General features: G+C 34.7%; 26 protein-coding genes. 9 read left to right on the top strand and 17 right to left on the bottom strand.

Annotated features, from left to right (window positions below; all coding sequences use genetic code 11):
* Nucleotides 1-478 precede the first annotated feature (478 nt).
* On the top strand, nucleotides 479-1,351 hold the full coding sequence (locus GFJ36_RS01065; RefSeq protein ID WP_000766409.1) for a Cof-type HAD-IIB family hydrolase: 873 nt from the start codon (nucleotides 479-481) through the stop codon (nucleotides 1,349-1,351).
* Nucleotides 1,352-1,388: 37 nt separating this feature from the next.
* Here the strand turns inward: GFJ36_RS01065 and GFJ36_RS01060 are convergent, their stop codons facing one another.
* The 6 genes from GFJ36_RS01060 to GFJ36_RS01035 all read right to left on the bottom strand — a co-directional run bounded on the left by GFJ36_RS01060 (nucleotide 1,389) and on the right by GFJ36_RS01035 (nucleotide 9,006).
* Complete coding sequence (locus GFJ36_RS01060; protein ID WP_001294493.1) at nucleotides 1,389-2,354, bottom strand: ABC transporter ATP-binding protein; 966 nt, start codon at nucleotides 2,352-2,354, stop codon at nucleotides 1,389-1,391.
* Entirely contained in the window at nucleotides 2,351-3,331 is a 981-nt protein-coding gene (locus GFJ36_RS01055) for an ABC transporter ATP-binding protein (RefSeq protein WP_098230769.1), read from the bottom strand. The genes GFJ36_RS01060 and GFJ36_RS01055 overlap by 4 nt, the downstream gene beginning before the upstream one ends.
* 10 nt (nucleotides 3,332-3,341) lie before the next feature.
* Entirely contained in the window at nucleotides 3,342-4,265 is a 924-nt protein-coding gene (opp4C, locus tag GFJ36_RS01050; RefSeq protein ID WP_000447957.1) for an oligopeptide ABC transporter permease, read from the bottom strand.
* Nucleotides 4,266-4,279: 14 nt separating this feature from the next.
* On the bottom strand, nucleotides 4,280-5,236 hold the full coding sequence (locus GFJ36_RS01045; protein ID WP_000860732.1) for an ABC transporter permease: 957 nt from the start codon (nucleotides 5,234-5,236) through the stop codon (nucleotides 4,280-4,282).
* Nucleotides 5,237-5,344: 108 nt separating this feature from the next.
* On the bottom strand, nucleotides 5,345-7,072 hold the full coding sequence (locus GFJ36_RS01040) for an ABC transporter substrate-binding protein (protein WP_141542687.1): 1,728 nt from the start codon (nucleotides 7,070-7,072) through the stop codon (nucleotides 5,345-5,347).
* Between the two features lie 233 nt (nucleotides 7,073-7,305).
* Nucleotides 7,306-9,006, bottom strand: coding sequence for an ABC transporter substrate-binding protein (locus GFJ36_RS01035; protein WP_097891757.1), 1,701 nt, complete (start codon nucleotides 9,004-9,006; stop codon nucleotides 7,306-7,308).
* A gap of 237 nt (nucleotides 9,007-9,243) precedes the next feature.
* Between GFJ36_RS01035 and GFJ36_RS01030 the strand changes: the two genes are divergently transcribed.
* Nucleotides 9,244-9,441 (top strand): hypothetical protein, encoded by a 198-nt coding sequence (locus GFJ36_RS01030; protein WP_000369258.1) that lies wholly within the window; start codon nucleotides 9,244-9,246, stop codon nucleotides 9,439-9,441.
* 241 nt (nucleotides 9,442-9,682) lie between these two features.
* Here GFJ36_RS01030 and abc-f read toward each other — a convergent pair whose 3' ends face one another.
* Together abc-f and GFJ36_RS28940 are read right to left on the bottom strand one after the other, a co-directional pair.
* Entirely contained in the window at nucleotides 9,683-11,563 is a 1,881-nt protein-coding gene (abc-f, locus tag GFJ36_RS01025) for a ribosomal protection-like ABC-F family protein (RefSeq protein ID WP_098230771.1), read from the bottom strand.
* Between the two features lie 124 nt (nucleotides 11,564-11,687).
* Nucleotides 11,688-11,822 carry an RAxF-45 family protein gene (locus GFJ36_RS28940; RefSeq protein ID WP_046956655.1) on the bottom strand — a complete coding sequence of 45 codons (135 nt, stop codon included), beginning with the start codon at nucleotides 11,820-11,822 and terminating at the stop codon, nucleotides 11,688-11,690.
* 421 nt (nucleotides 11,823-12,243) lie between these two features.
* Here GFJ36_RS28940 and GFJ36_RS01020 point away from each other — a divergent pair, with 421 nt between their 5' ends.
* Complete coding sequence (locus GFJ36_RS01020; protein WP_141542689.1) at nucleotides 12,244-12,372, top strand: spore coat protein B; 129 nt, start codon at nucleotides 12,244-12,246, stop codon at nucleotides 12,370-12,372.
* Nucleotides 12,373-12,506: 134 nt separating this feature from the next.
* A complete protein-coding gene (locus GFJ36_RS01015; protein WP_097891763.1) occupies nucleotides 12,507-13,301 on the top strand; it encodes a DUF4931 domain-containing protein in 795 nt (264 codons plus the stop codon).
* A gap of 11 nt (nucleotides 13,302-13,312) precedes the next feature.
* Here the strand turns inward: GFJ36_RS01015 and GFJ36_RS01010 are convergent, their stop codons facing one another.
* Nucleotides 13,313-13,846, bottom strand: coding sequence for a transglycosylase SLT domain-containing protein (locus GFJ36_RS01010; protein WP_097891815.1), 534 nt, complete (start codon nucleotides 13,844-13,846; stop codon nucleotides 13,313-13,315).
* Between the two features lie 250 nt (nucleotides 13,847-14,096).
* Between GFJ36_RS01010 and GFJ36_RS01005 the strand changes: the two genes are divergently transcribed.
* The gene (locus GFJ36_RS01005; protein WP_098230775.1) at nucleotides 14,097-15,746 is read left to right on the top strand and encodes a DUF2334 domain-containing protein; all 1,650 of its coding nucleotides are present in this window, start codon (nucleotides 14,097-14,099) and stop codon (nucleotides 15,744-15,746) included.
* A 232-nt stretch (nucleotides 15,747-15,978) separates the two neighbouring features.
* On the opposite strand, the gene GFJ36_RS01000 is transcribed toward GFJ36_RS01005, so the two are convergent.
* From GFJ36_RS01000 to GFJ36_RS00980, 5 genes are all read right to left on the bottom strand, one after another.
* On the bottom strand, nucleotides 15,979-16,776 hold the full coding sequence (locus GFJ36_RS01000; RefSeq protein WP_098134916.1) for a TatD family hydrolase: 798 nt from the start codon (nucleotides 16,774-16,776) through the stop codon (nucleotides 15,979-15,981).
* 744 nt (nucleotides 16,777-17,520) lie between these two features.
* Nucleotides 17,521-17,877 (bottom strand): YxeA family protein, encoded by a 357-nt coding sequence (locus GFJ36_RS00995; RefSeq protein ID WP_048563001.1) that lies wholly within the window; start codon nucleotides 17,875-17,877, stop codon nucleotides 17,521-17,523.
* Nucleotides 17,878-18,015: 138 nt separating this feature from the next.
* The gene (locus GFJ36_RS00990) at nucleotides 18,016-18,852 is read right to left on the bottom strand and encodes a YitT family protein (RefSeq protein ID WP_000248044.1); all 837 of its coding nucleotides are present in this window, start codon (nucleotides 18,850-18,852) and stop codon (nucleotides 18,016-18,018) included.
* Between the two features lie 117 nt (nucleotides 18,853-18,969).
* Nucleotides 18,970-19,299, bottom strand: a complete 330-nt coding sequence (locus tag GFJ36_RS00985; RefSeq protein ID WP_060486406.1) for a PH domain-containing protein — start codon at nucleotides 19,297-19,299, stop codon at nucleotides 18,970-18,972.
* A 147-nt stretch (nucleotides 19,300-19,446) separates the two neighbouring features.
* Nucleotides 19,447-20,424: a LacI family DNA-binding transcriptional regulator gene (locus GFJ36_RS00980; protein WP_087984956.1), complete on the bottom strand. Its 978-nt coding sequence runs from the start codon at nucleotides 20,422-20,424 to the stop codon at nucleotides 19,447-19,449.
* Between the two features lie 305 nt (nucleotides 20,425-20,729).
* Here GFJ36_RS00980 and GFJ36_RS00975 point away from each other — a divergent pair, with 305 nt between their 5' ends.
* Nucleotides 20,730-20,825: a DUF3948 family protein gene (locus tag GFJ36_RS00975; protein ID WP_001060007.1), complete on the top strand. Its 96-nt coding sequence runs from the start codon at nucleotides 20,730-20,732 to the stop codon at nucleotides 20,823-20,825.
* 73 nt (nucleotides 20,826-20,898) lie between these two features.
* On the opposite strand, the gene GFJ36_RS00970 is transcribed toward GFJ36_RS00975, so the two are convergent.
* On the bottom strand, nucleotides 20,899-21,504 hold the full coding sequence (locus GFJ36_RS00970) for a lysophospholipid acyltransferase family protein (RefSeq protein ID WP_098230778.1): 606 nt from the start codon (nucleotides 21,502-21,504) through the stop codon (nucleotides 20,899-20,901).
* A 336-nt stretch (nucleotides 21,505-21,840) separates the two neighbouring features.
* On the opposite strand from GFJ36_RS00970, the gene GFJ36_RS00965 reads away from it, so the two are divergent.
* Nucleotides 21,841-21,936: a DUF3948 family protein gene (locus GFJ36_RS00965; RefSeq protein ID WP_001060007.1), complete on the top strand. Its 96-nt coding sequence runs from the start codon at nucleotides 21,841-21,843 to the stop codon at nucleotides 21,934-21,936.
* 60 nt (nucleotides 21,937-21,996) lie between these two features.
* Here the strand turns inward: GFJ36_RS00965 and GFJ36_RS00960 are convergent, their stop codons facing one another.
* Together GFJ36_RS00960 and GFJ36_RS00955 are read right to left on the bottom strand one after the other, a co-directional pair.
* On the bottom strand, nucleotides 21,997-22,137 hold the full coding sequence (locus GFJ36_RS00960; RefSeq protein WP_000894064.1) for a YrzO family protein: 141 nt from the start codon (nucleotides 22,135-22,137) through the stop codon (nucleotides 21,997-21,999).
* A gap of 21 nt (nucleotides 22,138-22,158) precedes the next feature.
* Nucleotides 22,159-23,127 carry a DMT family transporter gene (locus tag GFJ36_RS00955; protein ID WP_142310846.1) on the bottom strand — a complete coding sequence of 323 codons (969 nt, stop codon included), beginning with the start codon at nucleotides 23,125-23,127 and terminating at the stop codon, nucleotides 22,159-22,161.
* A 127-nt stretch (nucleotides 23,128-23,254) separates the two neighbouring features.
* Here GFJ36_RS00955 and GFJ36_RS00950 point away from each other — a divergent pair, with 127 nt between their 5' ends.
* A complete protein-coding gene (locus GFJ36_RS00950; protein WP_097891772.1) occupies nucleotides 23,255-24,121 on the top strand; it encodes a LysR family transcriptional regulator in 867 nt (288 codons plus the stop codon).
* Nucleotides 24,122-24,376: 255 nt separating this feature from the next.
* Nucleotides 24,377-24,478: a DUF3948 family protein gene (locus tag GFJ36_RS00945; RefSeq protein WP_001060018.1), complete on the top strand. Its 102-nt coding sequence runs from the start codon at nucleotides 24,377-24,379 to the stop codon at nucleotides 24,476-24,478.
* Nucleotides 24,479-24,581: the final 103 nt, after the last annotated feature.

The following is a 24,581-nucleotide window of genomic DNA, read 5'->3' as shown; positions in this document are numbered from 1 at the left end:
TGTTACTTGTAATACTTGCTCTTTCATTTTATGTATCCTCCTTTTTAATAAGTTATCTATATGTAATTTCTAAGAAATGTTTATTTCATAGTTTTTATGTTAGCGTTACATTAAAGTTATTAACGTAACGTTTGTAACATTAATGTAACATAACTATTGTTACGTTGCAATATAATTACGTAAATTTTATTACACTTTTTTTACGTTTTTTTATAAACACCCTTAAAACCCCTGTTTTAATGCACTTTCTACTAAGTTGACGTTTGTAATGTTATTGTAATATTACAGTCATATAACGAAACACCCTCATACCTACCTCTATTTTTGTTACAAATTAAAGTGCATATTCAAAGTAATAAGATGGCGCCTATCAACTTTTTACTGATGGTTCACGCAAGATAAAATACGATCTTTCCAAGATAAGTTTATATGTTTCCTCTATATAACTATGTATAATAAAAACAAAGAGGTGGTCATTTTGAAATTAATCGCATTAGATATGGATGGTACGCTACTATCATCTAATCTTGAAATCTCCAAGGAGAACTTACAAGCTATCCAAACTGCAAAAGAGGCTGGTCATATAGTCATGATTTGTTCTGGTCGTGCAAAAGAGGATGCTTTAAAATTATTGGAAGAATATAAACTATCTCTTCCAGTTGGAGCGAGCAATGGGGCAATTGTTTATGTGGATGGAAAAGTAATTAACTCGCGTTGTTTACAAAACGATAAAGTATACAAGCTTGCAAAATTACTAGAATCTGAAGGTTTTCCTTATAAGCTATATACGAATAAAGGAGTTTATTCTCCATATACATGGCAAGATCAAGTCATGCAAGCGTTCGAAGAAAACAAGCATGCACTAGATGTTACACTTGAAGAACTTGAAAGAATTACAGAAAAACAAAAGAAATCAAACTTAATTACTGATTTCCAAAAAATAGAAGATGTTGTAAATAATCCAGAATTAGAAATATCTAAATTCTTCATTTTGACATTTAATGCAGCGCATCGTGCACAGCTATTAAGCATGTTACAAGAAGACACTGATATTTCAGTTACGGCATCAGCTCCTACTAATGTAGAAATTATGGATAAGCACGGTCATAAAGGGAACGGTCTACAAGAAATGGCTGCTTATTTCAATATACCAATTGAAGATACTATTGCGATCGGGGACAACTTTAATGATGTGCCAATGTTACAAGTAGCTGGCTTATCAGTTGCAATGGGAAATGCTGAAGAAGATGTAAAAAAACTATGTGATGTCGTAACATTAACAAATAATGAGCATGGTGTTGCTCACGCAATCGAGAAATTTGTATTGAAACAAACTTCATCTAGTAAATAAAAAAAGGACTCTTTCAATTTGAAAGGGTCCTTTTCTTTTATACATGATGACAAGCAACAAAATGCTCTTCACCAACATTACGGAATTCTGGTACCGTTTGTTTACAAATATCTGTTGCAAACGGGCAACGTGTATGAAAGCGACAACCCGAAGGTGGATTTGCTGGACTTGGAATATCACCCTCTAGTATAATCCGCTCTCGCTTCACTGTTGGATCTGGTATTGGCACAGCTGATAACAATGCTTTTGTATACGGATGCAGTGGGTTCGTAAATAACTCATCACGCGGCGCTGTTTCCACAATCGTTCCTAAATACATAATTCCAATTTTCGTACATAAGTGCTCTACTACGCTTAAATCATGAGAAATGAACAAATAAGATAGTCCCTTTTTCTCCTGTAACTCACTAAATAAATTAATGATCTGTGCTTGAATAGATACATCTAGTGCTGCCACAGGTTCGTCAGCTACTATAAATTCCGGATTTAATACCATAGCTCTTGCGATAACGATACGCTGACGTTGTCCACCAGAAAACTCATGAGGATACCGGTCAATATGATATGGGGCTAAGCCACATAACTCTAATACTTCTGTCACTTTTTCACGAACATTTTCTTTCGTCGCTAGTCCGTGAGCCAACATCGGCTCGCCAAGTGCTTCTCCAATCCTCATTCTCGGATTTAATGAGCTAAATGGATCTTGAAACACAAGCTGCATATTAGGACGATGTTTTCTCAATTCCTCTTTTGATAGAGAATGAACATCGTGTCCTTTAAACTTCACTTCTCCCTCCGTTTTTTGAACGAGACGTAAAATTGTTTTTCCTATCGTCGTTTTTCCGCTTCCTGATTCACCAACGAGACCGAACACTTCGCCTTTATTAATAGTAAAACTTACTCCATCAACTGCTTTCACATGTCCAATCGTTCTACTAAATATGCCGCCTTTAATTGGGAAATATGTTTTTAAGTTTTTTACTTCTAATAATGGTTCACTCATTCTCCCGCACGCTCCTCATATAACCAGCAAGCTACTTTATGATTCTCATCATGTACATTCAGATTTGGCGCTTCTTCTTTACATATTTCCATACAATGCTCACAACGACCGCTAAAGTAGCAAAATTCATCCAAACCAACTAAATTAGGAACCTGCCCTGGAATAGAATATAATTTATCTATTCGTTTTCCCATCACTGGTTTTGATTTCAACAACCCTTTCGTATACGGGTGTTTCGGATTTTGGAATATTTCTAGTACTGGTGCCTCTTCAATAACTTTCCCGCCATACATAACGACAACGTAATCAGCCATCTCAGCTACAACGCCTAAATCATGTGTAATTAATAAAATGGATGTTTTAAATTCTTCTTTTACTTGTCTTAATAAGTCTAATATTTGAGCTTGAATCGTAACATCAAGAGCCGTTGTCGGTTCATCCGCAATTAATAACTTCGGATTACAACTAAGTGCAACAGCAATCATAATACGTTGTAACATGCCACCACTCAGTTCGTGCGGATAAGAATGGACGATTTCATCCGCACGAGCTATACCAACTTTACGAATTAACTCAATTGCCTTCTTATACGCTTCATTTTTGCTAAGTAATTCATGCTCTCTTAACGTCTCTACAATTTGTTCACCTACAGTGAAGACAGGATTTAGCGATGTCATCGGTTCTTGGAAAATCATCGCAATATCATTTCCTCGTAAACTACGAAGCTCTTTCTCTTTCATTCCTAAAAGACTTTTTCCTTCATATAAGATATCTCCACCTACCACACTGCCTGATTCAGCAATAAGTCCCATAATAGATAAAGCTGTTACACTTTTCCCGCAACCCGATTCGCCTACAACACAAACCGTTTCACCTTCTCGAACTGTAAAACTAACATGATTCACAGCCTTTACTGTTCCTTCTTCTGTCTGAAAGTGTGTTTGTAAGTCTTTCAGCTCTACTACCGCTTTACTCATACCTTCTCACCTACCGTCTCATCTTTGGATCTAACGCATCACGAAGTGCATCACCAAGTAAATTAATTGATACAACTGTTATAAAGATTGCGAAGCCAGGCGGAATCCATAACCACGGCCGCTTTTGGAAATCAATTAATGAGTTAGCTGCGCTAATCATATTCCCCCATGATGGTGTAGGTGGGACGACGCCGAGACCTAAGTAACTTAGCGCGGATTCACTCAAAATTGAACCTGCAACACCCAAAGTTGCTACAACAATAAGCAACGGAAAGACGTTAGGAATTAAATGATGAATAATTTTTCGAGAATCCTTTAATCCTAATACATCTGCTGCTTGCATAAAGGCTTGCTCCCGCAATGTTAAAATTTGTCCTCTCACAAGCCGGGCAAGTCCTGGCCATCCTACTAAACTTAAAATAATCATTACAACATATAAACGGTATTCCGATGGTAATTTCCATTCTGATAAAATTGCTCCCATTATAATAAGTAGCGGTAATCCCGGAATGGACATTAACACATCCGCAACACGCATAATTAAATGATCTACAACCCCTCGATAAAAACCAGCAATTGCTCCTAATAAAGCTCCTAGTATAACGGATAATAGCATCGACGCTAAACCAATTGTTAATGAAATACGCCCTGCTTGCATAAGTCTAGTTAAAATATCCCGTCCCAACTGGTCTGTTCCAAGCCAATGTGACAGGCTGGGTGGTTTATTAATTTGTGTTACTTGTACTTTCCCATCAGCATACGGCGAAAAGATTGGACCGATAAAACTAAATAAAAACATAAATATTAAAACGTATAAGCCACACAGTGCCATCTTATTTTTCTTAATTTTTTTATACGCTTGACGCCATGGTGATGATTCATTTCTCTTTTTTCGTTCTTTCTTTTTCTCTATTATTGGTGTAATAGTCTCCATATCTTTCCCCCCCCTTACTTCAATCGAATTCTTGGATCAACAAACGCATATACAATATCAGCTAAGAAATTAGCCATAATTGTTAAACAAGAAAGAAACATTGTAAAGGCCATTAATACCGTATAATCACGGAAGTTTAATGCTTCTAATTGAATACTCCCAATCCCTGGCCAATTAAAAATCTGTTCAATAATAATCGCTCCTGAAAATAAACCAGGTAATTCAAAAGCAAGTAATGTAATTGCTGGCAAAATTGCATTTTTCAATGCATGTTTATAAATAACGGTTCTTTCTTTTAAACCTTTTGCACGAGCAGTACGAATATAATCTTGCCTAACAACATCCAACATGCTAGTTCTAAAATATCGTGTTAATGATCCTACACCAAGAAGCGTTAAAATAAATACAGGTAGAATCATATGACGTAATACTTCTAATATGTATGCTATTCCTGTTGAGTTACTTCCAATATCAATCATGCCACCAATAGGTAATAACTTTAAATCAACTGCTAATAATTTAATTAAAAATAATCCGATAAAGAATGATGGAAATGACATTGCTGCAAAGACACCGATTGTTACCAATCTATCAAACCAAGAGTGCTGCTTTGTTGCAGAAATAACCCCAATAATAAGAGCAATAATCCAAGTGAAAAATAAAGCTGCAACAGCAACGATAAATGTATTCCAAATAAATTTATTAAGTAATGAAGTTACAGGTTCTTGATACTGTAGAGAAAATCCAAAATCACCATGCAAAGCATTCACTAACCATTGAAAATATCTTTCAATAATTGGTTTGTTTAAGCCATACAATTCCCTTAACTCTTGAGCTCTCTCTGGTGTTAACTTAGGATTTGAATCAATATAATCCCCCGGCAAAAGTGCAAATAAGAAAAAAATAATAATAGATGTACCAAACAATGTAGGGATCATTTGAAGGAACCTACGAACGATATATGTTTTCACCTTTTGTCTCCCCAATCCTATTTACTTAAAAATAGAAGAACATTTTTTCAAAACAGCTACTATCCCATCGCTGTATGAAAAAACGCCTTCTATTATTTAGGTCAACCCTTATTGTTCAATAGATAACACTGGTAAGTTGGAACTAATGCTATCGTACTTTTCTGGATCAATTCCTTTTATACGTGCATTATGAGCATAAAGTAGTTTACGATAGTTTAATAAAATAACTGGTGGATCATCACTTAACTCTTTATACAGTTCTTTATAAATTGCTTTACGTTTTTCAATATCTGTCGTCCCTATACCTTTTACAATCAAGTCATCTACTTTCGGGTTGTTATAACCCGTATCACTTTTTGGATTAGTTGATAAGTAATCACTTACAACTTCACTTGGATCACTAATTCCTGGTGTTGAAACTGCCGCTAAATCGTAGTCACCTTTTCCTACTTTTGAAAGCATCGTATTAAAGTCCATCAACTCTGGATTTAATTCAACACCGATTTCTTTGTAACTTTCTTTTGCAATTGGAATAAAGATATCATTTGTTTTACCTGTATTTGATGCGTAGTATGTTAATTTTAGTTTTTGACCATCTTTTTCACGAACCCCGTCAGAACCTACTTTCCAACCAGCCTCATCCAATAATTTTTTAGCCTTTTCTACGTCGTGTGGATATTTATTAATACCTTCTTCTGTATATGCCCATGAAACTGGCGCAATTGGTACGTTAGCAACAGATCCATATCCTTGTAAAGCTGTATCCACATACTTCTTACGGTCTAATCCATAAGTAAGTGCTTGACGTACCTTCTTATCTTTCAAATACGATTTCTTATTATTTACATAGATATAAGCAATATCACTTGATGACTCAAGATTAATATTTGCAAACTCTAATCCTTTTAATTGGTCTATATTCTCAGGATTTGCTCTAAATCCACTATAGTCCAGTTCACCTGTTTGGAATAATTGGAATCCAGTATCACCTGATGTGATTTTGTAAATAAAGTTTTTGATTTTTGGTTTACCTGCATAATAATTTTCATTAGCAACAAAGCGTACTTCTTGACCTGGAACATATTTTTCAAATTTATATGGACCCGCTGCAATTGGTTGCCCATATAATGCTTTTAAATAGTCTAAACTTGTATTTTGTTTATAATCTTTTCCATAATAAGCTTTTGATAGCACTGGGCCACCTAAATTAGTTAGCGCCTGTGAATTAACTTTTTCAGTTGTAATTTTAATTGTCTGTGGATCAACAACTTGAATTCCTTCAATAGAAGTTGCTTTTCCTTCTTTATATTCTTTGCCACCTTTAACAGCATACTGGGCAATATCCATTCCACCTTCATACGCTTTATCATGAAGTAGTGTTAATGTAAATGCTACGTCCTCCGCCGTTAAAGGCGAACCATCACTAAATTTTAGGTTTTTACGTAAATGGAATGTATATGTTAACTGGTCAGCAGAAATATCCCATTTTTCTGCAAGATCCGGAATAGGTTTACTTTGTTTGTCTGTTGCTACTAGTGACGCAAAAATAACAGATGTTACATTTCCATCCCAACCATTCTCTTGGAAATATGGAAGGAAAACTCCCCCTGGCTTAGAAATGGCTGTAATAAAAGTATCTTTTCGCTGATTTGCTTTCTCTGGACTTTTCTTTTTATCTGTAGCTGGAATTGATTCAATCTTAGCGTCTTTTAAATCCTGCTTTTTTACCGGTTCTGTAGAAGCCGTATCTTCCTGTCCCCCACAAGCAGATAACACAAGCGAACTACTCAATAATACTGAAAATACACCAGCCCATTTTTTTGTCTTTTTCTTCATTGTCCCCACCCTAACTTTTTTAATAATTAAACCTTATGAATTGCTTGCCTTATGTATGCCTCCCACAGCAATATTTTATAGTCAATCGGAAAAGTCGGTTTTAATCGTAAAAAAATAGATGTTTTTGAGGGGTAACAATCCTATTCCGACCTTTCCAGTAGACTTTATGGTTATTAGCTTATATCGTCAGTTATATTTTGTCAATTCTTTCTAAATAAATATTTTGAAAATTTTTATTCTATCTTTAATTTAGGTAAACTTAATAAAATACCGTTATAGTTATCTTCTTGTAATCCTTGAATTCGTGCATTATGTGCAGACACCACTTTGCTATTATTCAAGAAGATTACAGGCGGGTCTTCGCTTAATTCTTGATATAACTTTTTATAAATTTCTTTTCGCTTTTCAATATCCAACGTTTCTAATGCTTGCTTAGCTAATTCATCTACTTTCGGATTATAATATCCATCATAATTTCGTTTACTTGTTGAAACAAACTCTTCAATCGTTCCGCTCGGATCATCAATCATTGGCGTAGATACCATCGCTAAATCATAATCACCTTTTATCACTTTTGAAATCATCGTATTAAAGTCCATATATTCTGGGTTAAACTCTACACCCAACTTTTTATAATCTTCTTTCATCACAGGAATCATTACATCATTTATTTTACTTGCTGATGAGGCAAAATAACTTACTTTCAATTTTTGTCCATCTTTTTCACGAATTCCATCCGAACCCGCTTTCCATCCAGCCTCATCCAGTAATTTCTTCGCCTTCTCTAAATTATACTCATATTTATTAATGCCCTCTTCTGTATACGCCCATGAAACTGGCGTAATCGGTACATTAACGAGTGACGCATATCCTTGGAAATACGTATCAATAACCTTTTGACGCTCTAATCCGTAAATAAATGCTTGGCGGACACGTTTATCTTTAAAGTATGGCTTCTTATAATTCATTTTAATGTAGCCATAAGAGCTTCCTGTATACACATTAATATTAGCAAAACCTAAATCTTTTAATTGCTCAATGGTCTCCACGTTTGTCGTAAAACCATCATAATCTACTTCTCCTGCTTGAAATTGTTGTAACTTCGTATCACCCTTTGTAATTTTATAAATAAAGTGCTCAATCTTCGGTTTTCCTTCAAAATAATTTTCATTTGCTACAAATCGAACCTCTTGACCAGGAATATATTTATCCAATTTATAAGCTCCTGCTCCCACCGGCTTTCCATATAACTCTTTTAAGTACTCCAAGTGTCCTTGTTTATACTCTCTCCCATAATAAGCTTTAGATATAACTTCTCCACCGATTAATGATAATGTTTGAGCATTTACCTTTTCAGTCGTAATCGTAATTGTTTTCGGATCAATGATTTGAATTCCTTCAATAGAGGTTGCCTTTCCTTCTTTATAAGCTTGCCCACCTTTTATTGCTGTTTGGCTTATATCAGTCGCACCACTATAAGTTGGATCATGTAATAACGTTAATGTAAATGCTACATCATCTACAGTTAACGGTGAACCATCACTAAACTTTAAATCATCTTTCAAATGGAATGTATATGTAAGCTGATCCTCCGAAATCTCCCACTTTTTCGCTAATATTGGAATTGGCTTTCCTTCCTTATCCAGCCCAACAAGGGGCGCGAAGATAGCTTGCGTTATGTTACCATCCCATCCATTCTCCATAAAGTGCGGAAGGAATATCCCTCCAGGACTTGGCATTCCAACTACAAAAGTATCTTTTCTTTCTTTTACTTTTGTAGGACTTTTTGCTTTGTCGCTTGCTTTAATAAATTCATCTTTTACTTTTGGTACGTTCCCGGCTTCATTTGTACTTGCTTCCTCTTGACCACATCCGGCTAGTAATACCGATACACTAAGAAATGTAGCAAGTGCTCCTTTAAAAGTATTTTTCATTGCCCTCTCACCTTTACCTTCCTAATTTTTATCGATGCAGGAACATAGGCCTCCTCCCTGTAGCTATCTTTATTTTTCCTATAAAAATAGTATGAATTAATTTCAAGATTATTCCTTTCCTTTAAACATGTCAATCGTTCTCTTTTATTTCTTATTAAAAAATTAAAAATTCACTTCTATTCGTTCAGTATGAAACATAGAATACTAATAACCAATTACCAAAAAGGGGGCGAAAACATGGACAACCTATTCCAATACGTCCTGCACTACGTATTATTAACAATTATGATAGTCGGGGCTCTATTACTATTCCCATTCTTCCCAAAGTTCGTCCTCTTTTTAGCTTTTTTTATTATGCTCGGGATCGCTATTATCATTTCAACAAGGGAAGATACCACACAAAAAGAAAACAGAGTTCAGCGTGTAAAGCTGTAACTCTGTTTTTTTATTTTCAATCCTGATTCGCTGTTACACATACTTATGTCTCGGGAAATAAGTAACCGATCAAAAAAACTAATATCATCTATGTTTTACAATCTATGCAAATTACGGAACAAAGATGTATCAAATTTACTGTTTCACGTGAAACACAATTTTTATTTTTCTCTTAAAGTAAAATATCAGTATAAAAAAGCGAATCCCTTCAGCAAAGCTGAAGGGATTCGCTTTCTACTTTTTACTCCACAATATTCTCTAACTCATTATATAAATCCGCTCGTAACAACTCTTTCTTCGTTTTTTCTTCATACAATTGTTCAAGCATTTCAACATCAACTACATGTTCCATCTTACACTCAAGCATATATATATCCTCTTCTACATGCATTAACTCCGTTTCAATATCCTCAACATTCCTAACTTCTTTCTTTTTTACAGGAGCTGTTGCCATACTTTTTCTTCCTTGGCGTTGCTGCTTTATTACTTGTTTCTCGAGCTTTTCTTCCCACTTTTGACGAGCCCATGCGTAGTTCCCTGCAAACTCAAATAATTTATGCTCATCAATCCAATACGTCTTTTCAAATAACTTATTTAAAAAATAACGATCATGTGAAACAGCTAAAATCGTCCCATTATATTGCTCAAGAGCTTCCTCTAAAACTTCCCTTGATTCAATGTCGAGATGGTTTGTCGGCTCATCTAAAATTAAAAAATTGATATCTTGATACATAAGTTGCGCAAGTCTTAATCTCATTTTTTCTCCACCGCTCAGTTGCGTTACTTTCTTAAACACCGCTGGACCATAAAATAAAAACTTAGCTAATATATGTCTCGCTTCTCCCTCTGTTACAGCTACATATTCCCTGAAAGCCTCTAATACATTACTCTTCATATTTCCGTACGCATGCTGTGATAAATAACCGATTTTCACACTACTACCAATTCGAATTTCTCCAGCGTCTGGTTTTATTTCTTCTAATAATAACTTTAGTAGCGTTGTCTTTCCTGTACCATTACGGCCAACGATCGCCGCACGCTCTTGAAAACGAACATGTAAATTCGCTTCGTTAAATAAAGGATGGCCAGCAAAACCTTTACTCACTTCTTTCATTAAAACAACGTCTTTCCCACTTCTCTCTTGCCCTTCAAACTGAAGTCCCATTTGTTTTCGTTCTAAAATAGGTTTCTTTAGTTTCTCTATACGTTCCAGTGCACGTTCCATACTTCTCGCTCTCTTATGCAATCCTTCATTCGGAGGATTCGCCTGATTTGCCCATTCACGTAGTCGCTTAATTGCTTCTTTCATTTTCTTTATTTTCTTTTGCTGTTCTTGATAAGCCTGAAACTCCTGAAGCAACCGTTCTTCCTTTTCGTCAACAAACTGAGAATAGTTCGTATGATACACGTGAATCTCTCCATCTTCTAAATCAAAAATCTTCGTTACAACTTCATCAAGGAAATAGCGATCATGTGAAATGACCATAACTGTTCCATTGTATTCTTTTAAAAATTGCTCTAGCCACTCTACGGCAAATAAGTCTAAATGATTGGTTGGTTCATCTAATAGAAGTAAATCTGGTTTCTGCAATAGCATGTATGCAAGACTTACCTTTGTTTGTTCCCCACCACTTAACTCCAAAAATGATCGTGGAAATAGTTCTGTCACCTGTAGACCGTTTGCTACCTTCATCATATTCGCTTCTATTTCATAACCACCGAGAAACGCAAACTTTTCTTGGATTACTCCGTATCTCTCCATTAATTTTTGTAAAGCAGATGGTTCCCGTTCTTCCGCCATATTTTTTTCTAAAGCACGCATTTCTCTTTCCAATTCCTTTTCTGTTTTAAAAGCGGAACTCAATACATCATATACAGTCATACCCTCATCAAATTTCGGAATTTGTGCCACATGACCAATACGTGTACCTTTCTTCATATGAATGGCTCCTGCATCCAAACTTTCCATTCCAGTTAGAAGCTGAAAGATTGTTGTCTTCCCACTACCGTTACGACCAACTAATCCAACACGTTCACCATTCTTTATTTCAAGCGATATATTTTCAAATATGATGTTTCCACCAAAAGATTTCGTTACATTATTCACACTACAAATTGTCATTTTCCGTACTCCTTTCAATATAAAAAACCATGGGAAAGAAACATTCCCCATGGTTTTCGACATAGAAAAAGGAAGCCAAATAGCTCCCTTTTCACACGTTTATTAAAAATGGGTGAAGAGATTTCTATCGTTCAATAGCTACTATGCAATTGTTAAAAAAGGACAGACGTATCCCGTTAACAACTACATCATGAAAAATCGCACGACAAAAATAGATATAATCTAAAAATTTGGCACGTGCAGCTAAAGAACGTTTCATCTCATTCACCTCTTTCGTACGGAATTTAATACTTACTTCTTTATTATACTTTCCCATTTCATGTTTGAATAGTCATTTTTCTGAAAATAATGAAGATAGACTAAACATTTCAATAAGTGACATCAAATCTTACAAAACTGTTATGTTCACGTAATGGAAAGCGATAGTACGAAAAGATACCTCCCTATACAATAAAGATGTAAACAAGAGAGCCAAACAAAAGGAGGAAACGATCATGATGAAAGAAATCGTAAAAGCAATCTTTGAGGTATTAGTGAACGGACAAGCAGTTGTAAAAGAACTAAATGAACTATAAAAAGGAGTGAAGGAATATGATGAACATGGTAAAAATGATTTTACATGCTCTAGTTGATGCAAAAGCAGTTAGCCAAGAATTAAACCAACAATAAAAAAGGGGTAAATGAATATGAAGAAAGCCATTATTGTAATCGCAAGTAAAGCAATTGCCTTATACACAATAAAAAATAGAAAAAAGAAACCTAATAAAAATGATTTATATTATCCATACACATTATTAAAGAAAAAATAAAAGACAAGGTACCCTATTGTAATGAGGATATCTTGTCTTTTATTTTTCCTATTCCTTTTAAAGGATTTCCTTCTCCTTTTCCCGAATGTATTAAGCGGGATTTTTACACATATTTTAAAGGGGCATATATACAAATGGATACACAACAACTATACTTTTTAAACGATATTGGCAAACAAAAACCAGAAAGCATTCGGAATAGAAGCTCTGCATGTCCTTTTTGTGACAGAGAAAATTTAACGGATATTTTAGCAACTGAGGGCTCAATTATTTGGCTAAAAAACAAATTCCCTACATTAAAAGATACATTTCAAACGGTGCTAATCGAAACCGATAATTGTAAAGACCACATTGCGACATATACAGAAGAACATATAAGATCGCTAATTCGTTTCTCCATTAAACATTGGTTAGACTTACAGAAGAATGAAGAATTCACATCTGTGATTTTATACAAAAATCACGGTCCATTCTCAGGCGGGAGTTTGCATCATGCACACATGCAAATTATCGGAATGAAATATGTAGACTATCTCGGTAACGTAGAACAGGACAACTTCCGAGGAGTCATTGTACAAAAAAACGAACGCATTGAACTCAATATTTCAGATCGTCCTATTATCGGTTTTACTGAATTTAATATCATCATTGAAGATATCGGGTGCATAGATGAACTAGCAAATTATATTCAGCAAACTGTACGTTACATACTGACAGATTTCCATAAAGGATGTAGTAGTTATAACTTATTCTTCTATTACTTAAACGGAAAAATTATTTGTAAAGTTGTTCCTAGGTTCGTCGTCTCACCATTGTATGTAGGATATAAAATACCGCAAGTTTCTACAAAACTAGAAGACGTAAAAATACAACTAGCGGCGTACTTCACGAGCGAAAAAGATGCAATTATTCATAAAAAAACAGAGTAGGTATAGAAAACCTACTCTTTGATTACACCTTTATTTCGATAGTACACATCTTCTAAGCCGATGTTATACTTCATGTTATTATCCGTCCACTCTGGACCCAGATTCCCTGGCCATCCAGATGTATTTGCTACATATTTTAGTAATTCAAAATCCGTCAAACCTTTTTGCACCCCGCTCTTATACCCTTTCATTAAATGTGGCATTGCAATTTGCGCATTTGCGCGCGGATCTTTCAACTCTTCATCAGTTAAATGGTCTGGTGCAAGCCCACCGCCACGGTGCAATTGAAACAATCCGAATGAAGTTCCGTTATCTCCAACACTTCTTGGATTTAACCGGCTTTCATGTTCGGCAATTGTAAGAGGTATCCATTCTGGAAGATTGACTTTCTTTGCTTCCTCTATAATAATTTGTTTCATTTGTTTTGCTTCTTCTGAGTCAACATAGCTTGTCTCATTCACTAACTTGCCCATTCCTTCAGACTTTCCTTGGAAATATAAGTACACCCCAAGAACAACTAAAAATCCTACAAAGAATTTCTTCACTACCACTACCTCTTTCTCCGCTGAAATTTGTCCCCTTTCAGCCTTCCTCCCTTTACAATTACCCACATTCTATCATTCTCTTACCCTTTTATCATAGCAAATAACTATATATATTATCATCATGCTTTAGACCGATTTTGTGAAAAAACAGCTGGTAAATACGTGCAAAAATGTAACTTTCATAGACTACAACGTATTTTTTGTATATAATTTTAAATTGAACTCTACATATAGAATAGGAGCAGACCAAATGAAAAAGTGCATCATACTCTTGTTCAGCATTTTACTACTTATCCCTATCCACATCTCTGCACAAACATCATCAAAACCAAAAGTACTTGTTTTATACAGTACACAAGACGATAAAATTACAAATAATATTCAAATCCTTAATACTCAATTAGGACATTTTACAAACGATATAACTACGAAAAGTTTAAAAAAGGCTAATGAAATTACTAATTCATCTTCTTATACACATATTGTTTATATCGGTGAACAAAAAGAAGAGTTTCCTATTGAAACAAAGCAACTTCTAGAAAATTTCTCAGGCCCAATATTAGTTTTAGGACAAAATGTTGAACAATTATCTCATCGCTTTTCTTTCATTACCCTAAAGGCTGATGATATACGAGTTAATAAAATCGAATATCCAAGCCATAAGCTTAAAAACACTTTAGAAGAGGAACGATTGATTCAATCTTTTGATACAAATGGAACTGTTCTTGCTAACGCTGTAAGTTCAAATAGCAAGAACCCACTAATCGTTCAGCATGAAACATCTTATTACGTCGCAACGCCACACCTCTTTGACTGGATGTCTCATTATGTCGGCGAAATGTTATTTTCTTACTTTGGACAAAAGCCAACGACAAATAAAGTAGAGGCTTATTTACGTCTTGAGGACGTTCATCCAGCCGCAGATACAAATCAATTAAAAGAAATTGCTGAATTACTAAAAGAGAAAAAGATTCCTTACATGATCACTGTTATTCCTGTATATACAGATCCAGATACAGGTAAAACACTGCATTTAAAGGATAAACCCGAACTAGTCGATCTTTTACGCTCTATGCAAGATGATGGTGCAGCAATTATTATGCATGGTTATACGCATCAATTTTATGATAGTGAAACTGGGGAAGGTTTTGAATTTTGGGACGTAAAAACAGATCAACCAATTCGTCAACCGAAGCATGAAAAACCAAAAACAAAAGATGACTTCCCTAATGTCGAAGCATATAATGCATATGTAAAAAAAGGGGAAGAGTTTGAAGAAAAGTATACGACTGATCATATTGAAAAAGGTATTCAAGAACTTGTAGATGCCAAACTATATCCTGTCGCATTTGAAGCACCTCATTACACGATGTCTCAAAAAGGATATGAAATATTATCAAGGTACTTTTCAACTTATGTAGGACAACTACAGTTAAGTGATACAACTTGGAAATCCATGCACTCACCATTCTATACAAGTACCCCATCATTTTTATACGGAATGAAATTAATGCCTGAAACAGTTGGCTTTATTGAAGAAGATAAGCCACATGCTATTGCAAAGATGAAAGAACGTGCTGTATCTGTTGCTAAATTATCCGATGGAGTTATTGGTGCATTCTATCATCCTTACTTAGGTGTGAAACCATTAAAAGAAGTATTAAAGGATCTAGAAAGCATTCCAAATATAGAATGGATTGATTTACAAAAAGAAGCAAATGAAGTGAAAATGCAAGATATTCATATTACTACTAATAAAGACGGCATTCACGTTGAAAAACCAACAAGCGCAAGCGATGTAATGGATTATATAAAACAATATGGATTCTTCCTTATACTTGGTTTCTTCATCATTGTCTTTCTATTGTTATTAAGACGTGGGAAAAAATTAGAATCTTAATACAAAACCACCAAGCATTTTGCTTGGTGGTTTTTTTAACTTAAACTAAAACGTGGCATATTATTAATAACCCATTGATTATTTTCATAATAAAAAGGATAAGAGTAACGCTCCTATCCTTTCAAATAAAGTGAAACTTTAATCAGTGGGGGTTTTCTTCATCCCCCACTGATTATTAGTTGAACCAATCGGGCTTTTACGGGCAGTTGATCTCCCACCTAACTCCTCCGCATTAGTCGAATTTTGAGGTGGGAGTCTTACTGCTCGTTAACGCGGGGTAAAATTGAATCGTATTTTCATATATCGTTTTCGCAACCTTATTAACAGATACGTTTTTTATAACACTAATTTCCTTTAATACCTCTCGAATCATTCTCGGATGCGTCATAACATCCTCGTGAAATTCCCACGGTCCATCTGTTTCTACCATCATATATTCAAGTGGATAATACGAAACAATTTTTCTAATTTTGTCCTTATGTAAAACATCTGGTGTGATAGAAATATAATAACCGTTCCTCATCATCCGTTTCATTGTTGTTTCACTTCCTTTAAACCAATGAAAGTGTGCACGTGAAACTTTATATTTCTCTAGTAAATCACATACAATATCAGCATCTTCATACACTGCATGCAATATAATGGGTAAATCATATTTACTAGCTAGTTCAACAAATCGTTGTAACACTGATATATATGATTTGATAGTAATACGCTCATCTTCTTTTCTTAAATAATACGGTAAGCCTACTTCACCAATCGCAACTATGTCTTCTACATGCTCTTCAATTAATTTATAAATTTGCTCACATTCTTCTTTATGAATCGGTTGCTCCGGATGAAAACCTATTGCTGGATGTACAAAAGGATATCGCTTCGCTAAAGATAAAGTTTCTTTACATGATTGATAATTCATAGATACCGCGATAAGCCCCTGTATCTCTTTACTATGTTCCACATCTTTAAGTAATCTACTTTTTTCTTCATCCTTATATTGGTCAACATGTATATGACTATCAATCCATTTCATCTTTATTCCCCCATAAAAAAAACAAGAAAGGATCTCCCTTCTTGTTTTATCATCTATATTATTTAACAATTAAGTTTGTTATGATATCAAATAATCCAATACATACTACGGCAACAGTAAAGTAGCTACAGAAATCTTTAATTGGAAACTTCACTACTTCTTCTTTACGCATCCCAGTTTTCTCCCTTCTTACTATATCCCTAATTATTTTATCTATTTGTATCTATTATGCAAAAAATATGACAAATTTACTATCGAATTAACTTACGTAAACCTTACAATGTTGTAAGGTTTATAAAAAGAGCCTCATCTAAATACAGATGAGGGCTATTAAAAAGTAGTTGGTTTTTCATTCTTCATTAATATTACAAACAGAAAGTAATACAGTGAGACTTTCTAATTACACTATATGAAATTCACTATCTTTTAACCATCGAATTACATTACAGAAGACTTACATGTTTGTAAGCTATGTGTAATGTAATTCGATAGTTTCTCTTACCTATATCTCGTACACTAAAGTTAGAAAGCAAGCCAAATAAGAAGAACACTCACATAACCAAATTACATTGCTAGTAGCTACTCTTCTTATACCTTTCACTCATGCTACTACAATGTACCCCCTTCCCCTTTATATAACAAAAAGAGCCTTAGTCCATATTGACTAAGGCTCTTTCATGAACCCTAAAATACCCCTACCTAGTATTTTTATTTTCGACAAAAAATAGGTGGGGGTATAATCTGCTATCTCATCGTTAAAAGTTTACTCTTCGCATTAATAGGAATATTTACAGCTTCAATTTCTTCAATCGCCTCTCCGTAGCGTCCTTTTGCATACACCTTTAACGCTTCATCTCTCTTTAACATATGCTTAACAGTCTTCTTTATTTTTTGTTCTCTTCCACGTTCGTCAAATGCAATAAATTCATATTCATACCACTCATCACCAATATGCTGACCAATTGTATTCACGACCGTATAGTATTCTTTCGTCTTATAAAGTGGATTATATTTATCGATAACTGGTCCAAGTTTCGTAGGCAGTAACATTACTACTATCACTATCATCGCTATTATAGTAGTGATCATTTTTTTCTTCATAATCAATCTTCCTCCTCTGCAGGATATATATACATCCATTTTAAAAAGAAGGAATAAAATCTACTATTGAATCTCATTACATTACACTTACATTATTGTAAGAATTAAAAAAGGTGAACGAATTTACTCGTTCACCTTTTAGCTCGCTTTAAAGCCACCGCCAAGTACATCGCGTACATCATGAATAACAACGAAAGCATCTTCATCTACTCGACTAATAACCTGCTTTAACTTAACAAGCTCTTGTTTATTTATAACAACATATAACACTTCTTTATTTTTACCAGTATATCCGCCGCGTCCTTCTAATACAGTGACACCGCGTGTCATGTTTTTCGTAATAGTTTCACGGATTAAATCCGGTTGATTTGAAATGATTGTAACAGCTGTTTTTGTATCCATTCCTTCTACAATGAAATCAATCACTTTCGCTCCGATGAATACTGCAACAAGTGTGTACATTGCTTTTTCTTGCCCTATTATAAATACAGAACCAGCAATTACCACAATATCAATAATAAGTACGCCTTTACCAACGCTCCACCCTAAATATTGATTGGCTAACCGAGCTAAAATTGCCGATCCTCCTGATGTACCTCCAGCTTTGAACATACAGCCTAATCCGACACCGACAAATAAGCCAGCGAATAGAGCTGCTAATAACGTATCACTATTCACATGATACTCAATATGTTCCGTAACATATAAAAACAAGGATGTTTCTACAATCCCTAAAATTGTATAAACCATCGTTTTCTTATCAAAAAATTTATAACCAATAGCTAGTAAAATTGCATTTATAGCAAAGTTTACAATCCCCGGTGACCAATCAAATAAATAGTACGTAACAACCGTTAAACCAATAATTCCACCCTCTGATAAACGGTTTGGAATTGCAAAGTAATTAATACCAATTGCGAATAATAATGAACCAATTGTAATTAGTGTTATTTCCTTTATACGTTGATTAACCATAGTTCATACCTCCCCCCATTTGACATTGTATCACTATCTCCTAGAGGTTTAGAAGTTGTTTTTATTGCGCATTTTTACTCTTACAAATCGGGATATTATGTTTAAACAAAGGGGTGATTAATTATTCATATTCGCTCTAACTGTACGGACAAATCGCTCCACATTCCCCTTCTGAATATACTTAGCTCGAATGGTTTCATGATTACAAGTACATTCGAAATGCGGACGAAAATCTATGCTATCTATATGCAAATATGAATAATCTTTAAATGTTGCAGGATAGTATGGAAATTTCCCATAAAAGAGAAGACGTCTAGTAGTAGCAGCAAAAATCCCTTGTTGATACGATAGCGTAAAATTATCCTTCTCAAATATCCCTACGACAAAAGCCAAAATCTTTTCATCATCCTCTATATGCTTTTTCATACTCAATAAAAGTTCATTCATGCATATCCCTCCAAATACTATTCTTGAAAAGAATCCATGGATTATTACAGACCGGTGTAACTCCTTTATAAAGTATGAAACGCGTTTCCTGTCAAAGATATTTCAAAAAAATAATCCGTTATGCAATTTACACATAACGGATTAAAACTAAACAGTAGAGCGTTCCACAAGTTCGTATGGAATTTCCACCTTTTCTTGTTTAGAACTCTCACCACTTATTTGCCTATAAAACATTTCAAAAGCCTTTTTACCTATCTCCTTTAAATTTTGATCAATGGTTGTAAGTTGTAACACTTGCGAAATAGGTTGATTATCAAAGCCAATAATCGCTAAATCCTCAGGAACTTGAATACCTAATTTTTCAGCTTCTGTCATAACCCCAATCGCAACTTCATCTCCTGCTACTATTAATGCTTCGGGAAGATGCTGCATCCCCTTTAATTTATGAGCCACTTTCACACCATCTTCTAATGTAAAACATTCTGTAAAAATCCATTCTTCATTCACTTCTTCATCTATAGATTGCAATTGCTGTTTATAAACATCAAAACGCTTTTGACTACTTGGACCTAATTTCCTCCCCGTACAATAACCAATTTTTTTATAACTTTTCTCAATCAAATAATCCATTCCTAATTGAAAAGCTGCCGAATGATTCGTATATACACTTGAGATATTTGAAATATCATTATCTTCACAAGCAACGATTGTCCCATAGGAAGCATACGGCTCTATCGTTTCCCAATCATTCGCACGAGAACAAATAATAAGGCCATCCAATTGTTTTGTTTTTAACATATGTAAACTTTTCATTTCTTCTTTTTTATTATAATTCGTTTGGCAAAGTAGCACTCTGTAATTATGAGCTAACGCCACCTCCATCATCCCGCCCACCATCGCATCAAAACATGGATGATTAATATACGGTAAAATTACACCAACAATATTCGTTTTCCCTTTTGATAAATGAACGGCATTTGCGTTTTGTGAGTAATTCAACTTCTCAACTATCTCCATAACCGCTTTCCTTTTTTCTTCACTTACATATGGGTGATCATTCAACACTCTCGAAACAGTTGTAACTGAAACTCCCGCCATCTTTGCAATATCTTTAATATTGGCCATACACTCACCTCTACTTTTAACTTAATGAATTCCACGAACATATGTCAAACTTTCTCATCATTACACCTTCATTCGTTTTTCTTACAAAAGTGTAATTTTCCTGTAAGCTAATTCGATAGTTACTCTCCTCAATATTTCATACAATTAAGTCAGAAACAGGACAACAACTATTCGAAAGGGAGCGGATTCATATGATGAACAAAATGAAATCAAACAATTTTTCAGATACAATGGGCATGGTATTTTCCGCTCTAATCGATGCAAAATCTGTTGCTTCTACATTAAACAAGTAAGGAGAATGCATCATGAATAACATCACTTTTAACAAATTAGATTTTTTAGGATTAGCTAGTGGCTCTCTTCTTCTTACTGCTTTTATTTACGCCGCTACGCTTGTATAACTTTTGTGTCCCCTTTCCCCTTTATTATAAATAGTAATAGAAAAGACGACCGTCTATGCCCGGTCGTCTTTTCTTACTTTTGATTTGATTGCAAAGTTTCCTTTAGCTCATCAAACTTCTCATTTAATTGATCTGTCATCATTTTCATAGCTGTCTTTCGATCTATTTGTTCTTCAGCATCAATTTGAATTGGTTCGCCAAAAATTAATTGTGCCTTTTTCCCTTTTATTAATTCTTTTACACTTGATGGACCAACATAAGCTGCCGGTACTAACGGGACATTAGAACGCAATGCAATCGTAACAGCCCCAGCTTTTAATGAAACGTCTTCTGTTGATCGTGTCCCACTCGGAAAAATCCCTACTACTTTCCCTTCTTTTAATAGGCGTGACGGAATTTTGAGTGTACTCGGTCCTGGATTCGCACGATCTACAGGGAATGCATTCACATTTTTAAAGAACCAATTTTTGAACTTCCCTTCAAATAACTCTTTTTTTGCCATGTAATGAATTTGGGTCGGGTACATCCCTGTAGCTAACATTAATACATCCATAAAACTTGTATGTGTACATGCAACAACATATGGACCACCTTCTGGTAACTTTTCTCTTCCTTGCACTTCTACTTTCCCAGCTGTTTTAAATATATATTTCAACAAAAATGTAATTGGTTTATACATTTGTTTCGTTCCTTTCTGAATATCCGAATTATAATCATTTTCTTATAACGATTATAACACTAAGTTTTAGGAGTTGGTAATAATTTTAAGTATTAATTGTTACATTTCAATTCTTACAAAAGTGTAATTTTCTTGTAAGCTAATTCGATAGTTACTTCCCCAAATATTTCATACAATTAAGTCAGAAAGAAACAACAACTATTCGAAAAGGAGCGGATTCATATGATGAACAAAATGAAATCAAACAATTTTTCAGATACAATGGGCATGGTATTTTCCGCTCTAATCGATGCAAAATCTGTTGCTTCTACATTAAACAAGTAAGGAGAATGCATCATGAATAACATCACTTTTAACAAATTAGATTTTTTAGGATTAGCTAGTGGCTCTCTTCTTCTTACTGCTTTTATTTACGCTGCTACGCTTGTATAACTTTGTGTCCCCTTTCCCCTTTATATAGAAAAAGACGACCGTCTATGCCCGGTCGTCTTTTTACATTTTTCTTTCTTTCAATTCTTTTAAAAGCTGTATCAGCTCAGCTTGTTGTTTTATCTTTTTACGACCATTTCGGTTAATTGCTGCAAGCTCGCAGGCAACTCCGACGGCGAAGAAAAACAATAAACTTTCTAACATGTGAAATCCTCCAATTGCCTATTAAACAGCTTGACGTAATTGCTCTTCTTGTAAACTTCGCTTGTTTATATTTTCTTCTTTTCTCTGACAAACGTTATTGCGAATAAGTGCTGCAATAACAAGTAAAGTCCCTATAATATCAAACATTGTTATTCGATATCCTTGCATCATCATAATAACTAAAGTCGTGATTGGTACAAAATTAATAAATAAAATCCCATTAATGGACGATAAAATTTTCACACCATAGTTCCAAGCAAGTAACGCTACGATACCTGGTAATGTCATCATAAAAAATAAATCATATTTCACGATAGAAATCGTTCCCATATTCGGAACCGATACGTATCCAAACGATGTAATGATTACAGTTATAATCCCTGTGACAGTCGTACCGAATACACACGTCAACGTAGAATAACGTAATGTTGACCAATCGCTACACGTTTGACCACCCATCGTATAAATAACCCAACCTACAACCCCAACAAATATAAAGGCCAGCGAAAACATGTTATCTTTCAATGTTAAAAAGAAACTCATATCACCTTTCGTAATAACGAATACAGCCCCTACAAAAGCGATAATCATGCTCGTTATCATATACTTTTTCGGTTTTACATGCTTATATCCCCATAGAATACAAATAGAAATCATCGGCATCAGTGCTTCCATAATGGAGGCTACCATCACACCTGATTTTCCCATTAACATTTGACCTAAAAATATAAGTACATTATATACAGTAAACGCCATCGTTCCGAAAAAGACGAGTAACTTTCCTCTTCCCTCTAAACGAAATGCCTGTTTTCCTTCTTTCATTAACAACAATACAATCAGTACGATCGCCACTGCTCCATAGCGAATAAGCGAAAAATAAAATGGATCTATGTATTCTAGCGCATGATCAGCAACCGGAAACATTGCTCCCCACGACATACTTGCAATTAAACACGCTAAAGCCCCTATTATCATTTGACCTTTTTTCACCACAATCCCCCACTTCTTTCTATTTGCACAAAGAGAATTGTAAAAGAAAAAATATATCACGTAAAATGATTCAAAATGATGTTAACTATCATTTATAATGATAGTTAACATCAAGGAGGATCACATTATGGAATTAAGAGATTTACAAATCTTCCAGAACGTTGCCGACAAAGGTAGTGTAAGCGGCGCAGCAAAGGAATTAAATTACGTACAATCAAATGTAACTGCACGTATTAAACAACTAGAGAACGAACTAAAAACACCGCTCTTTTATCGTCATAAACGAGGCATGACTTTAACAGCTGAAGGAAGGAAAATGCTCGTTTATGTTAATAAAATTTTGCAAGATGTTGACGAGCTAAAACAAGTATTTTTAGATAGTGAAACTCCCTCTGGCATATTAAAAATCGGTACAGTCGAAACAGTAAGTACATTACCTACCATTTTATCTTCTTACTATAAACGCTATCCGAATGTCGATTTATCATTACAAGCGGGTCTAACAGAAGCATTGATTAGAGAAGTACTTGATCATCAATTAGATGGTGCCTTTATATCAGGGCCTATTAAACACCCACTAATTGAACAATACGATGTTAGTACAGAAAAATTAATGCTTATAACACAAAATAAAGCTTTTCATATAGAAGAATTTACAACAACGCCCCTACTCGTTTTTAACCAAGGATGTGGATACCGTTCCAAACTAGAACGATGGCTTAAAGATGAAGGTTTGCTCCCAAAAAGAATTATGGAATTTAATATATTAGAAACGATATTAAACAGTGTTGCACTCGGCCTTGGAATTACACTCGTACCACAGTCTGCTGTCCACCATCTTTCTAAAGCTGGTAAAGTACATTGTCATGCAATCCCTGAAAAATATGGTAGTATTTCAACGGTTTTCATACGCCGTAAAGATAGTTATATGACGAATTCAATGCGTAGCTTTTTAAAAACAATTGAAGATCATCATCATATCAATATGCTTTAAAAGACATTCTTACATGAATGTCTTTTTTTCTTACAAAAATGTAAGTCTCCCGTAAGCTAATTCGATAGTTGCAGGCGATCATATTTCCTATAATTAAGACATAAAGCAGGGCAACAACAATTCGAAAAGGAGCGGATACGCATGATGAACAAAATGAAATCAAACAAATTTTTACATACAATGGGCATGGTGCTATCCGCACTTGTCGATGCAAAAGCTGTTGCAACTACATTAAATAAATAAGGAGAGATTATAATGAACAACATTACATTTAACAAATCAGACTTTATCGGACTTGCAAGTGGAGCGACTCTTCTTACAGCCTTCATTTACACACTTGCTCAAGGTCTTGTTTAATACTTTGTTTCCCCAAACCCCTTTATATATAGAAAAGGCTGCTCGTCTTATAGACAAGCAGCTTTTTAGTTTGTCCCGCTTTAATGGGCAGTAAGACCCCCAC

Origin of the sequence: Bacillus sp. EE-W1 (genome assembly GCF_009760835.1) — a bacterium.
GTDB lineage: Bacteria > Bacillota > Bacilli > Bacillales > Bacillaceae_G > Bacillus_A > Bacillus_A wiedmannii.
Note: the sequence above shows the minus strand (reverse complement) of the source record. Positions and strands in the feature narration are given on the sequence as shown.

Coding starts and splice junctions, on each gene's coding strand:
- GFJ36_RS00990 (WP_000248044.1), bottom strand. CDS start 18,852: ATGGTTAATCAACGTATAAAGGAAATAACACTAATTACAATTGGTTCA.
- GFJ36_RS00965 (WP_001060007.1), top strand. CDS start 21,841: ATGAATAACATCACTTTTAACAAATTAGATTTTTTAGGATTAGCTAGT.
- GFJ36_RS00980 (WP_087984956.1), bottom strand. CDS start 20,424: ATGGCCAATATTAAAGATATTGCAAAGATGGCGGGAGTTTCAGTTACA.
- GFJ36_RS01030 (WP_000369258.1), top strand. CDS start 9,244: ATGGACAACCTATTCCAATACGTCCTGCACTACGTATTATTAACAATT.
- GFJ36_RS00950 (WP_097891772.1), top strand. CDS start 23,255: ATGGAATTAAGAGATTTACAAATCTTCCAGAACGTTGCCGACAAAGGT.
- GFJ36_RS01055 (WP_098230769.1), bottom strand. CDS start 3,331: ATGAGTAAAGCGGTAGTAGAGCTGAAAGACTTACAAACACACTTTCAG.
- GFJ36_RS00975 (WP_001060007.1), top strand. CDS start 20,730: ATGAATAACATCACTTTTAACAAATTAGATTTTTTAGGATTAGCTAGT.
- GFJ36_RS01015 (WP_097891763.1), top strand. CDS start 12,507: ATGGATACACAACAACTATACTTTTTAAACGATATTGGCAAACAAAAA.
- abc-f (WP_098230771.1), bottom strand. CDS start 11,563: ATGACAATTTGTAGTGTGAATAATGTAACGAAATCTTTTGGTGGAAAC.
- GFJ36_RS00945 (WP_001060018.1), top strand. CDS start 24,377: ATGAACAACATTACATTTAACAAATCAGACTTTATCGGACTTGCAAGT.
- GFJ36_RS00985 (WP_060486406.1), bottom strand. CDS start 19,299: ATGAATGAACTTTTATTGAGTATGAAAAAGCATATAGAGGATGATGAA.
- GFJ36_RS01040 (WP_141542687.1), bottom strand. CDS start 7,072: ATGAAGAAAAAGACAAAAAAATGGGCTGGTGTATTTTCAGTATTATTG.
- opp4C (WP_000447957.1), bottom strand. CDS start 4,265: ATGGAGACTATTACACCAATAATAGAGAAAAAGAAAGAACGAAAAAAG.
- GFJ36_RS00970 (WP_098230778.1), bottom strand. CDS start 21,504: ATGTATAAACCAATTACATTTTTGTTGAAATATATATTTAAAACAGCT.
- GFJ36_RS01035 (WP_097891757.1), bottom strand. CDS start 9,006: ATGAAAAATACTTTTAAAGGAGCACTTGCTACATTTCTTAGTGTATCG.
- GFJ36_RS00960 (WP_000894064.1), bottom strand. CDS start 22,137: ATGTTAGAAAGTTTATTGTTTTTCTTCGCCGTCGGAGTTGCCTGCGAG.
- GFJ36_RS01060 (WP_001294493.1), bottom strand. CDS start 2,354: ATGAGTGAACCATTATTAGAAGTAAAAAACTTAAAAACATATTTCCCA.
- GFJ36_RS00995 (WP_048563001.1), bottom strand. CDS start 17,877: ATGAAGAAAAAAATGATCACTACTATAATAGCGATGATAGTGATAGTA.
- GFJ36_RS28940 (WP_046956655.1), bottom strand. CDS start 11,822: ATGAAACGTTCTTTAGCTGCACGTGCCAAATTTTTAGATTATATCTAT.
- GFJ36_RS01005 (WP_098230775.1), top strand. CDS start 14,097: ATGAAAAAGTGCATCATACTCTTGTTCAGCATTTTACTACTTATCCCT.
- GFJ36_RS01000 (WP_098134916.1), bottom strand. CDS start 16,776: ATGAAATGGATTGATAGTCATATACATGTTGACCAATATAAGGATGAA.
- GFJ36_RS01020 (WP_141542689.1), top strand. CDS start 12,244: ATGAATATGAAGAAAGCCATTATTGTAATCGCAAGTAAAGCAATTGCC.